Source organism: Moritella viscosa (assembly GCF_900120065.1).
In the GTDB taxonomy this organism is placed as follows: Bacteria; Pseudomonadota; Gammaproteobacteria; order Enterobacterales; family Moritellaceae; genus Moritella; species Moritella viscosa.
This window is the reverse complement of sequence record NZ_FPLG01000019.1, coordinates 23,446-35,449: the sequence shown is the minus strand read 5'-3', so window position 1 is coordinate 35,449 and position 12,004 is coordinate 23,446. Positions and strand designations below refer to the sequence as shown.

The window sequence follows — 12,004 nt, the reverse complement described above, 5'->3', positions numbered from 1 at the left end:
AAATGACGAAAGACAGTTTTAAACTAAAAAAGTCAACTCAAATATCTTTAATTATATTGAATACCTCTACAATCCTCAGCGCCATCATGGTACTAATAGCAAACTATCTCCGATGAAATTTGACAAAAATATAACAAAAACTAACAAAGTGTCGTGTAAGTTGGAGAGGAAAGGAGCATAGTTTCCTATAATCATAGAGCGAGGACTGGCGTAGCGCGCCTTGAAGCATAAAATGTTTAAAGAAATAAAAACATCACTAATCATACAACTTATTTTTGCCGCCTCAGTCGTGCTATCTGTTATTACGGTTTACGCTATTCATAATTACAAACATCAGCAACAGCGCTTAGCAGCTCAAAACTTATCGGATAGTTATGCCAATCTAATTAAGAGTAATATCAATCAGGTATTATCAGCCACCTTCCCGCTTGCCGCCTTTGTTCAACATCAACACCTTGATGAAGCAGGCTTTGCCCAATTCGCAACTGAAATGTTACCTTTCTATCCTGGCATTGTGGCACTGCAACTTGCTCCTGATGGTATTATCCAATATATTGCGCCGTTAACAGGGAATGAAAAGGCGATAGGACATAACTTACTCACTTCAGCTAGTCGGAATAAAGAGGCTTTTGCTGCCAGAGATAGCGGTAAATTAACCCTCGCAGGACCTTTTAATTTAGTCCAAGGAAAGTATGGGGCCGTTGGACTATTACCTATCTATTTGGATAACCCCAACGGGGAAGCCTATTTTTGGGGCTTTGCAACTGTTTTAATGCATTTTCCACACGTACTCGAAACTGCAAATCTACCGGCACTGGTAGAGGCAGGGTTTGCATATCAGTTATCACGCATTCATCCAGACACCAAAAAAATTCAAATTTTATCACATTCAGCAGAACCACTATTAGACGACTATGTCGTAAATAATATAAAAATCGAAAACGTGACTTGGATGTTAAAAGTGTCCCCTATCAATTGCTGGGCTCACTACGCTTCAATTATAGTAACGTCTCTGTTCGGCATAATATTTACGATTTTAACCACCTTTTTCTCCATACTAGCCATGCGCATAAAAAACAGCCAAGCATCACTTAAAAATATTGTGGCTTCACGTACTAAGGAATTGGGGGATAATTTAAAACGCTTAAACTTGGCGCTAACGTCAGCGGGTCAAGTGTGGTTTGAGCTAAACGTACAGAGCGGTGAAATCTTATTTGGCGGCCAGTACGAACAACTGTCAGAGTACATGCCAGGCGATATTCAGACGACCTTAGCGCAATGGCTAGAAAAAATTCATCCCGATGATCTTGAATCTGTCTCCAATAAATATCAAAAAGCTTTGATAGCAGGTATTCCATTTGAGCTGGAATACAGAAGAAAAGACAAAGATGGGAACTGGTTATGGATCCACACATCCTGCGAATTTACAGAATCAGACGCACATAAAAAACCGCTCTGGTGCACTGGCGTTCATACCAATATATCGCAACGCAAAAAAATAGAGCTACGTGATAATGCACGCAGTGCCGTATTAGAGAAATTATTAAAAGGCGAACCATTAAACATAATTTTGGAACATATCGTTAATTTTATCGAACAAGAACAAACGGGATCACTCTGTTCTGTGCTACTGGCAAATGCACAAGGTACTCATCTTAATGCTGGATTTTCTTCGTCACGCATTCCTGATGATTACAATGAAGCTGTTGATGGCATTGAAATTGGTGATGGCGTAGGCAGTTGTGGTACCGCAGCGTTCACCAAAAAAAGAGTAATTGTAGAGAATATACAAACTCATTCCTACTGGACTAATTTTAAAGCGTTAGCAGCCAAGGCTCAACTAGCCGCTTGTTGGTCTGAACCTATTATCGGTTCAAACAACCAACTGCTTGGCACTTTTGCAATTTACCAACGTAAGCCAAGTATGCCAACAGAACACGATTTCAAATTGCTCGAATTCGCAGTTCAACTCAGTGTGATAGCGATTGAACGAAATCTGTCAGATAAAAAAATCAAGCTTTCTTCCCGTGTATTTAGCGATACCAATGAAGGGCTAATGATTACAGATACGACAGGTAAAATTATTGATATCAACCCTGCTTTCACTCGAACCACTGGTTACAGCCGTCACGAAGTATTAGGTCAAACCCCGAATATCCTCTCTTCTGACAAGCAGAGTCCTGCTTTCTTTATTGAAATGTGGCAAAACCTCATTGAACAAGGCCACTGGTATGGTGAAGTCTGGAATAAAAAGAAAAACGGTGAACTCTTTGCTGCTCGATTGTCTATTTCTTCTCTCACAAATGACGATGATGATACATTACACTATGTGGGTTTATTTTCTGATATAACCGAGATTAAACAACAACAACAAAAGCTGGAGTTGATGGCGCATTATGACATGCTCACCAAGTTGCCCAACCGCTCACTGCTTGCAGATCGTTTTAGGTCTAGCATTGCCCACAGTAAACGAACTGACACTATGTTTGGTGTGTGTTTTCTCGATTTGGACAATTTCAAACCTGTTAATGATAACTATGGTCATGACATAGGCGATCAGTTACTCATTGCTGTCGCCCAGCGTCTGAAAACTAATATCAGAGATGAAGATACCGCGTCACGCCAAGGGGGAGATGAATTTGTCCTGCTGCTAGGTGATATAGAGTCATTTGATCACTGTAACGAAATACTGCAACGAATTAATTATTTTCTGGCCCAGCCTTATATAATCGCAGGGCATACTTTTAATATTAGTGTCTCGATTGGGGTAACGCTATATCCAGGTGATGATGCTGACTTAGATACTTTATTACGTCACGCTGACTATTCGATGTATCAAGCAAAATTAGCCGGAAAAAATCGCTTCCATCTATTTAACCCCGAGCACGATCAACTGACGATTAAAAAACACCTGCAACTTGATGAGATACAACAAGCCTTATCAAATAACGAATTTGTTTTGTATTACCAACCCAAAATCAATATGAAAAGCGGTGAAGTATTTGGTGCTGAAGCGTTAATTCGATGGTTGCATCCAGAGAAAGGATTGATCCCGCCACTTGAATTTTTACCGATCATTGAGGGATCAGAATTAGAGAACCGGATCGGAGATTGGGTTATTAATGAAGCATTGAAACAAATTGTGGCATGGCAAAATCAGCGTATTTTTATTGAAGTAAGTGTCAATATCGCATCCTATCACCTGCTATCATCCGCATTCTTAACGCAACTTGAAAATGCGTTAGTAAGCCACCCCAATTTAAACTCCAAATATTTACAATTAGAAATATTGGAAAGCAGCGCACTGGGTGATCTCAATACAATCCGTAACATTCTCAATACCTGTCAGGATGTACTAGGCGTGAATATCGCTCTAGATGATTTTGGTACGGGTTATTCCTCTCTGACTCACCTAAAAAACTTGCCTGCTAATACGATCAAAATAGATCAGTATTTTGTAAAAAATATGCTAGACGACCCTGATGATTATGCCATTATTAATGGCGTCCTTGCGCTAGCTGATTCCTTTAATCGCGAAGTCATTGCTGAAGGTGTTGAAACAACGGAACACGGTTTGATGTTACTCAACATGGGATGCTATGCGGCGCAAGGCTATGGTATTGCCCGGCCCATGCCAGCCTCTGAATTCCCAAATTGGTTACACAATTATACACCAAACCAACAATGGCTCGATAGTGGCATTTAAGCTGCACCAGCGTATTAACACAGCGACGCTAAGACTGCAGGTTATTCAGCAAAAGTAAATGCGATATCTCATAACACTCTATCTATAACAAAAATATGTCATTATCATAAATATAGTATATTTTACATATATATTGATGCTGCATATTATAACTCCATCTTTCTGAGGAGTAATAATAATGAAAAATATAGCTGTTATTGTCATTATGGCAAGTGTGTTTACTTTCAGCTTAAACGCGGCGACTAAGGTAAATTTCTCGATCATCAATACAGGGCAATCTGCGAGCAGTTCTGAAGGTCTTATTGTATCGGGTGGGGATTGGTTTAAAAAACGTCAGCTCGAGCACAATGCGGTACTCATTCAACATGAACAAGGAGATTTATTAATTGATACCGGCCTTGGTAAAGACGTAGATAAGCAAGTGGCGGCCATGAGCTGGCTTGACCAGCAGTTATTTGCTTACACTAAGGCTTTGCCAGTGATAGATCAGCTACAAAAACAAAGATATGATTTCAAACGATTAAAAGCCATAATACCGACCCATTTACATTGGGATCATGTATCTGGAATTGAAGATTTCATCGCTTTAAACACACCAGTATGGGTGCAGAAAAATGAACTTGAAACCGCAAAAAAACATGCACCACCAGCCTTTATTCAAAGCCAATTTGATGATCCTGCGATAAACTGGAATTTCATCTCATTAAATAAGAAAAATGTATTAGGTTTTTCAGCTAGTTTAGATATTTTTGATGATGGTTCTGTCATCTTGATCGACCTGTCTGGTCACACCCATGGTCAGATAGGTGTACTGGTTAATAATGAATATCTGTTTATTGGCGATAGCACATGGTCAATTAAAGGTGTGAAAAATAATGTAGGCCGCAGCGGATTAGTGAAATGGTTAGTGGATCTCAATTACGATCAACAGCAGTCCGATAATATGGTTAAAAAATTGCATCAATTGACCATACAAAATAAAAAGTTAGTTATTGTGCCAGCTCATGATGAAATAGTCGCAGCAACTTTGCCGCGCTATCCTAAATTTTTAATGTGATCTTTAAAATTAGATTCACACGCCATAAAAAGAGGTACTCGTGGATTTAAAAGCGTTGAAATATTTTGTTGCAGCCGTCGACGCTGGTAGCATCACCGGGGCATCAAAACAATGCTTTGTTGCTCAGCCTTCAATCACGATAGCCATTAATAAGCTGGAGTCAGAATTTGATACCGTGCTGTTAACTCGTCATAAAAAGGGGGTGACTCCGACTTCGGCCGGACAACAGTTTTATCAACATAGTAAAGCCTTGTTAAATCAAGCAGGATCAATGTTCGATTATTTTAACCCTCAGCAATCACGACAAACCATCACCATTGCAGTGCAAGCAGATATAAGTTTAGTCTATTTAAAACGGCTCATGTCTCAGCTGCAACAGCATTGTCCCCAATGGTTGCTGCATTTAACTAGCGATAGTACCGCAGATATTTATTTAGGCAGTGATTACCCAAACGATTATTTAAACTGCGACAGCAAAAAAAGTTTAGCGACATTCCACCCCTTGTGGCAAGATCAGTACTACTTAATTATTCCTAACAATCATGCGCTAAGTTTTAAAACACATGTCACATTAGAGCAGCTGCACGGTGTCGCTATGATTGAACGTAGACAGTGTAACAATATGTGTCTATTGATGGATTATATGCGTGAACTGCAAATAGAACGTGTGGCATCGGTTGATACCGAAGAATGGGCGCTGGCATTGGTAGAGCAACAAATAGGACTTTTGCTCGCCCCACTAACGACCGAGCAGCTTGAACATGAAAATTACACAGCGATCCCCATTTCAAACATAACAGGGGTAGAAAAAATAGAACGTCAAGTAGGGATAACGTTAGCCTCTAATCGTTTACAGCAGCCCGATTTTATGGCGCTAATAAATCGCTTGCTATGCCCTAACCGCAACTAATGCACCCGTTGAAACTATGATTCACACTACCAAATGCGACTGTAGCCGTCAGCATGATTAAAGCTGTATCATAGGCAGACACATCGCCAATATTGACAAATGTAGGGAAGAATCCCACATAAAACAAAATAGCCTTAGGGTTACCTAACGTGATTAACAGCCCCGTCATCAAGTTAAAAACCCTCAAAAAAGTGCATTCCTATCCATAAGTGAATAGTGATCTTCATAACACTAGAAAGCCAAAAATACAGAAAAAACAATCAAGATCAACATAGTTGAAACAAAGTCTTTGACAGTGAGAATAGTTATCAATACGATTCGAATTGAACTCAACGTAGTTTAAATGAGTAACAATTAATAGGGACACAGTATGAAAAAAATGACTTTAGCTATGCTGATCGTAGTAGCTCCTTTCGCTTTAATTAACTCCTCCTTTGTTTCTGCAGCTAAATTTGCAGATACAAAGCAAATAGCCCAGAAGCGACCAGACTACGGTATCAGTGTTGCGAGTGCTAAACGTGAAATAGCATTGGAACTGAGCCGACAATACACTCAGGTCTTGCCAACCCTACAATCTGGCATCAATCGATATAATTTAACAGTCAATGCGGATCAAGTATTACAATCTAGTGGGGTTGCAACTCAGGCATTGCATAAAAGTGAACAAGCGATACGTTCTGCAAAAGGTTTATCAACTAGTTCGGTACAAAACTCCATTTTTAAGCGCGTTGATAATCCTAACTTAGTTCAATTTCGTCTCGCTGACGCAAGTATGCTGAGCGACTGGCAGCACGGTGTGTCACCCTTATTTGCCTTCGAGCCAGAAGGCAACGATAAAGACTGGGCTAATATTGAAGCCTATGATGTAAATGGTGATATTCAGCTGCTAGATGTGTACCAACTGCCAGACAGACCAGTTTTCGTGGTTGAATTAGATAAACAACAAACGATACGTGAAGGGCTAGCAGTAATGCGCAAGATCTTAGCTCAAAGCTCTGATTCAGAAAAACAACTTAAGTCGGCCTATCCTCAGCGAAGTGCGTCTAAATCTGGAGATAAACCGATATCGACAACCCTAATTAAGCAGATAAGCTTACAGGATGATCAAGAACCTTGGATATCAGGTGCTGCTGAAGTATACGCGATAGTGAATGGCGTTAACCCAACCCGTGATGAGCCAGTCCTTGATATCATTGAAATGCCTTATCTTGATTATGCAGAGAAAGAATACTATCCAAATCAAGTCGTCATTCATTGGGAACGCTATCGTTGGGCTGCGGCAGATATTATATTGATGGAGCATGATGACGGTACAAATTACAAAGAACTTGCTACGCAGCTCGTATCTGCTGCCGAAACAATTTTAAAAGCGATTCCAGATCCTGAAGTACAAGGCTTTGCTATTATAGCCACCATCACTAATGGAATAATCAAATCGTTACCTGATGCATGGTTTACTAATGACGATGATTTTGTGGATGCATATTACACCTTACAAGAAGGTGAAACATACACAGATCACTATGGATCAGGTGGTAATGCAAGGGCGACCTTTACACCTCTAGTTATTCAACCAAGGTCATAATCTATTACTAAAATAGTGTGGTGGTATGGCTCATACCACCACAATCTAAAACACGAATAGATCGGAGATTAGTGAAAAGTATTACGATTGCGAGTGGTAGCATATATAACCGTTAATAATGAAGAATTGTGATGAATTGATTTAAAACACTTAACACCTAATTTTAGGTATACTTAAATTGATACTGGAGAACTAAAATGAATCAGTTATTTACATACATTGAGGCTATAAATGGCGTAGATGAAAAAGTGCGTATAGTTAATAAAGTGATAACTAACAACGCTTACAACGATCAAGGTGTTACGGTCACTAATTTTGAAGCCCTATTATCTTTTTCTAATGGTGTTATTTTAAAACACAGTATCGAGTCTGATGAGTTACCACCATCCTCTGAAGTATGTCCTGAATATTGGATTAGCTATGAAGTTATAGATTCATCCACTGAATCTGTAAGCCCAATGAAAAAAACATTTCTCAGCAAGTGCCAAGAGAGCTTTTGGCTAAAAATACAGAAAACGACGTGAAATAAACCCCTTCCGTAAGTTTACTTTAAGCTTATCGTCCTTTGACGTTGATATGTAAAAATATCAGACCGGAACATCAAAACTATTATTGACTCATTCATAATTTTATCTCATGATTATTTTCATTTCAAATGAGAGTGAGCCATGTGCCAGATTTTTGCCAACCAACCCTTAGAAAGTTACAGTTATATCACTCGATCTATTCGTATTAGCGGTCATTCTACAAGCATAAAATTAGAAGCCAGCTTTTGGGATATTTTAGCTCAGATCGCGCATCAGCAAAATATGACGACACCAAGCTTTATCACTTATATCTACAATGAAGCATTAGACTACAACGGAAAAATATCCAATTTTGCTTCGTTGCTACGCTGTGCTTGCTTACTTTACTTAAAGAGGCCAGATGACGTTATGGAGATAGTGAAACAGCAGCTTATGGAAACAAATCATAATAATTAAATTGAATGTAACACCCTAGTACTACCTAAGCCTTCCTGAATTTAGTTACTCTGCTTTCCACAGTAAATCGGAAGAGTAACCAATGGTCAAACTGATCCACAGCATGTTAAGAGTGTCCGACTTAGAACGCTCAATTTTGTTTTATCAACAAACCCTTGAGCTTAACTTGGTCGACAGGTTCCCTTTTAAAGACTTCACTCTCGTCTATTTAAGGAACAAGGAGTCTGCTTTTGAGCTCGAACTAACCTTCAACCATTCATCAAATGAAGAATCTGTTCATGGTAATCAATATGGTCACTTGGCTGTGAGTGTTGCAGATATTGATTCCGTACATCAAAAACTAACCAATCTAAATTTACAGCCGAGTAAAGTTAAATGCCTGCAGTGGGAAGGTAGATTATTGGCTAAATTCTTTTTCATCTCAGATCCGGACGGATATAAAATCGAATTTATAGAACGGAAAGGTCGTTATGTTTAACTATTTAAAAACACTGAACAGCGTATATAAACAGGAAATTTTATGATTTGTTTAACAGCAGAATTTATTGCCAAAACGGGTAGCGAAAATCAATTAGAACAATTGCTAACCAGCATGCTAGAGCCATCACAACAAGAAGATGGTTGTATTAGCTATCAATTACAACGCACGGAAGATAAAAGCATCTATCTATTTCAAGAAAGATTTGTCGACCAAGCCGCCTTCAACTTTCATTGTGAGCAAGATTATTTTAAAGCCTTAATTGAAAATGTGGGGAACTTAATCATTGCCGAGCCAAAAATTCAATTTTACATACCTGTTGAATTGAAATAATCATCCGCTTAATACTAAGAAGGCGCTCAACTGAGCGCCTTTACGACGTTTAAGCGCTATGACCGTCTTGTTAGCCTATCGTACCAATAACCGCCGTTACACCGCCGATCAGCATTTCCACACCGATAACAGCCAAGATCAGCCCCATAAGGCGAGTAACAATACTCAGTCCACTCTCACCGATTGCCGATATGATCTTTGACGAAAAAATAAAACAAACAAAGGTGATAAGACATAAAACAGCAAACGCCGATATTGTAATAATAATTTCACCCCATCCACCTGCTGATGAATAGTTCATTGCAGTTGCTATCGTGCCTGGTCCCGCAAGCAGTGGTACAGCTAGCGGTGATACAGCAACATCTGAATCGTTACTTTCTTCTGCGGTATGTAACTTCGAACTTTTTCCTTGCAGCATATGATAACCGACAAGGAATACCAAAATGCCACCCGTTATACGTAATGCAGGTAACGTGATCCCAAATAGATGGAAGATTGATTTACCTAAAATCGAAAATAAAACAATAATAACAAAGGTGATAGTGAGAGATTTAACGGCAATTTTGACTTGTTTCGACTTGCCCATAGTCCCTGTTAATCCAGCAAAAACGGTGGTATTTGCAATCGGATTCATAATGGCAAAAAAGGCCATAAAAACGGTCACAGCATGTTCAAGTAATTGGCTCATTTATCTTATTCCTTAGTCAGTTAACGATTTAAATCGCACTAATATTTATATCAACTATATCAGAACAAGTCTGCTAAGTTATAAAATATATAGTGACTGACAATAAAGGGAAGTATGTGGCGTATTAGGAGAGCGAATAGAAAATAGAGAGAGGATAAGTTTACTCGGGTTGACTTAAAAGCGATAGTGGCATGCCATACAAAAAAAGCCACTCAATGAGTAGCTTCAATATTTGGAGCGGTCAGCTAGGATTCGAACCCGGCGTCTTCAACTTGGAAAGCTGACGTATTACCATTATACGATGTCCGCATGGGTTGAGATATTACTTCAGTTTTATCGTAATGCAAACAGAAGAAATGTAAGTGTATGTAAGCGTATTTTTTCGATAACGAATGAAAAACGAAAGAAAGAATAAGTGTGCTCGGGTAGACTTAAAATCGATGCTGGCATGCCATACAAAAAAAACCACTCAATGAGTAGCTTTAATGTTTGGAGCGGTCAGCTAGGATTCGAACCCGGCGTCTTCAACTTGGAAAGCTGACGTATTACCATTATACGATGTCCGCATGGGTTGAGATATTACTTCAGTTTTATCGTAATGCAAACAGAATAAATGTAAGTGTATGTAAGTGAGGGGTCCCATAAATTGGGGTTAGAGTCTAATTTTACTTAGTCCGCTATCAGCGATTTAAAAATACCAACTGAAATCAATATAACCCTTTTATACGCGCTACAGCATTATTCAGCGCTGTCTCAATTTTATTATTTTTCGCTTTAACGTCCATACCGCTAGTAATAGAAATTCGAAATGCGTAGGATGCAACTCATATTACTTTAAGCAATGAGCTATGAGCACCGACATGTCGATCACAACAACAGAACACTCTGTTACCCGCGCCTTACTAATTTCTATTCGCACACCTTGTACTACGCAACAGGACGTGGACGAATCATTATCTGAATTAGGCCGTTTAGTTAATACCCTCGGCTTTTCAGTGGTTGGAACCAAAACGCAACGACAAAAATCGACCAAACAACTGTCAGTATTAGGCTCAGGTAAACTAGAAGAATTAGCCTCGTTAACAGGTGAAAGCACATTTTATGAAGATGAAGTGCAGATTGAATTAGACCAAGACGAGTTAAGCCAATTATTAGCAACAACAGATGTTAAATGCCAAGCCAACATTGTGGTATTCGATTGCGAACTAAGCCCGAATCAATTAAGTAATGTTAAGGCGGCACTCGGCGTAGAAGTTTACGATCGTACCCGCGTTATTATCGAAATTTTTAGTAAACACGCACGTACTCGTACTGCGAAGCTGCAAGTAGAGATCGCGCGACTTAATTACTTAACACCGCGATTACGTGATGAAAGCAGTGGCGATCGCGAACGCCAAAAAGGCCGTTCAATCAGTGAAACTGTGTTTGAGATTAATCGTCGCCGTGTTCGCACTAAAATAGCCGAGCTACGACGCGAACTGACCAAGGTACAACGCGAGATGCAAGGTCGAAGCAGTGGTCGTATCGAGCAGTTAACCGTGGCGTTAGTGGGTTATACCAATGCCGGTAAATCATCTTTAATGCGTGCTCTAACAGGATCTGAAGTATTAGTTGAAGATAAACTGTTTGCTACTTTAGATACCACGATACGTACATTACAGCCGCCGACACAACCGCGTATTTTAATCTCCGACACCGTTGGTTTTATCCAGAAGCTGCCTCATGATTTAGTGGCATCATTTCATTCAACTTTAGAAGAAGCAAAAAATGCAGACTTATTGCTTTACGTGGTTGATGCATCAGACGAAAATTTCATTTCGCAATTAGCCATTGTAGATCATGTATTAGGGCAATTAAATATCGATTTGAATAACAAAGTATTATTACTCAATAAGGTAGATTGCTTAAACGAAGAACAGCAATTAGACCTACTGGAGCGCTATCCAGATGCGCTACAAATCAGTGCACATGACAAAGGTGATGTCGCGTTCGTACATCAGGAAATTCAAAACTTATTAGAAAAGAAAATGTGTCCAGCTTGCTTTGATATTCCCTACACAGCCAGTGGTGTGATAGGTGAAATTCACAGTAAAATGCAGGTTCTAGAAGAGGAATACCATGAAAAAGGTATTCGTATCACATTAAAAGCAAGCCCGGTTGCCCTAGAGCGATTACATAAAATGCTGCAACTCACTACTTTTTAATACGCAGTTAGAAATAAGTAGACCTCGTACTCCGGTTAGGGCCTCAGTGTCCTAGCCGGA

General features: G+C 39.4%; 11 protein-coding genes, 2 tRNA genes and 1 pseudogene. 10 read left to right on the top strand and 4 right to left on the bottom strand.

Going from position 1 to position 12,004, the window contains the following annotated elements:
- Nucleotides 1-28 precede the first annotated feature (28 nt).
- From BT797_RS23540 to BT797_RS03095, 4 genes and pseudogenes are all read left to right on the top strand, one after another.
- Nucleotides 29-181: pseudogene (locus tag BT797_RS23540) on the top strand (IS3 family transposase); the annotation flags it as partial.
- Between the two features lie 51 nt (nucleotides 182-232).
- Nucleotides 233-3,706: an EAL domain-containing protein gene (locus BT797_RS03105; protein ID WP_075471043.1), complete on the top strand. Its 3,474-nt coding sequence runs from the start codon at nucleotides 233-235 to the stop codon at nucleotides 3,704-3,706.
- Nucleotides 3,707-3,884: 178 nt separating this feature from the next.
- Nucleotides 3,885-4,763 (top strand): MBL fold metallo-hydrolase, encoded by an 879-nt coding sequence (locus tag BT797_RS03100; RefSeq protein WP_045109313.1) that lies wholly within the window; start codon nucleotides 3,885-3,887, stop codon nucleotides 4,761-4,763.
- Between the two features lie 40 nt (nucleotides 4,764-4,803).
- The gene (locus BT797_RS03095; RefSeq protein WP_045109312.1) at nucleotides 4,804-5,673 is read left to right on the top strand and encodes a LysR family transcriptional regulator; all 870 of its coding nucleotides are present in this window, start codon (nucleotides 4,804-4,806) and stop codon (nucleotides 5,671-5,673) included.
- Here the strand turns inward: BT797_RS03095 and BT797_RS03090 are convergent.
- On the bottom strand, nucleotides 5,660-5,842 hold the full coding sequence (locus BT797_RS03090) for a LysE family transporter (RefSeq protein WP_045109311.1): 183 nt from the start codon (nucleotides 5,840-5,842) through the stop codon (nucleotides 5,660-5,662). The genes BT797_RS03095 and BT797_RS03090 overlap by 14 nt on opposite strands.
- Nucleotides 5,843-6,043: 201 nt before the next feature.
- On the opposite strand from BT797_RS03090, the gene BT797_RS03085 reads away from it, so the two are divergent.
- From BT797_RS03085 to BT797_RS03065, 5 genes are all read left to right on the top strand, one after another.
- A complete protein-coding gene (locus BT797_RS03085) occupies nucleotides 6,044-7,258 on the top strand; it encodes a DUF3103 family protein (protein ID WP_045109310.1) in 1,215 nt (404 codons plus the stop codon).
- 197 nt (nucleotides 7,259-7,455) lie between these two features.
- Nucleotides 7,456-7,782: a hypothetical protein gene (locus tag BT797_RS03080; protein WP_045109309.1), complete on the top strand. Its 327-nt coding sequence runs from the start codon at nucleotides 7,456-7,458 to the stop codon at nucleotides 7,780-7,782.
- A 144-nt stretch (nucleotides 7,783-7,926) separates the two neighbouring features.
- Nucleotides 7,927-8,241 (top strand): ribbon-helix-helix domain-containing protein, encoded by a 315-nt coding sequence (locus BT797_RS03075; RefSeq protein ID WP_045109308.1) that lies wholly within the window; start codon nucleotides 7,927-7,929, stop codon nucleotides 8,239-8,241.
- An 82-nt stretch (nucleotides 8,242-8,323) separates the two neighbouring features.
- Nucleotides 8,324-8,719: a VOC family protein gene (locus tag BT797_RS03070; RefSeq protein WP_045109307.1), complete on the top strand. Its 396-nt coding sequence runs from the start codon at nucleotides 8,324-8,326 to the stop codon at nucleotides 8,717-8,719.
- Nucleotides 8,720-8,761: 42 nt separating this feature from the next.
- Nucleotides 8,762-9,052: a putative quinol monooxygenase gene (locus BT797_RS03065; RefSeq protein ID WP_045109306.1), complete on the top strand. Its 291-nt coding sequence runs from the start codon at nucleotides 8,762-8,764 to the stop codon at nucleotides 9,050-9,052.
- Nucleotides 9,053-9,122: 70 nt separating this feature from the next.
- Here the strand turns inward: BT797_RS03065 and BT797_RS03060 are convergent, their stop codons facing one another.
- The 3 genes from BT797_RS03060 to BT797_RS03050 form a co-directional block, all read right to left on the bottom strand.
- The gene (locus tag BT797_RS03060; RefSeq protein ID WP_045109305.1) at nucleotides 9,123-9,740 is read right to left on the bottom strand and encodes a MarC family protein; all 618 of its coding nucleotides are present in this window, start codon (nucleotides 9,738-9,740) and stop codon (nucleotides 9,123-9,125) included.
- 233 nt (nucleotides 9,741-9,973) lie between these two features.
- Nucleotides 9,974-10,049, bottom strand: a tRNA-Gly gene (locus BT797_RS03055).
- 181 nt (nucleotides 10,050-10,230) lie between these two features.
- A tRNA-Gly gene (locus BT797_RS03050) sits at nucleotides 10,231-10,306 on the bottom strand.
- Between the two features lie 294 nt (nucleotides 10,307-10,600).
- Between BT797_RS03050 and hflX the strand changes: the two genes are divergently transcribed.
- Nucleotides 10,601-11,944: a GTPase HflX gene (gene hflX, locus BT797_RS03045; protein ID WP_075471053.1), complete on the top strand. Its 1,344-nt coding sequence runs from the start codon at nucleotides 10,601-10,603 to the stop codon at nucleotides 11,942-11,944.
- Nucleotides 11,945-12,004 lie beyond the last annotated feature (60 nt).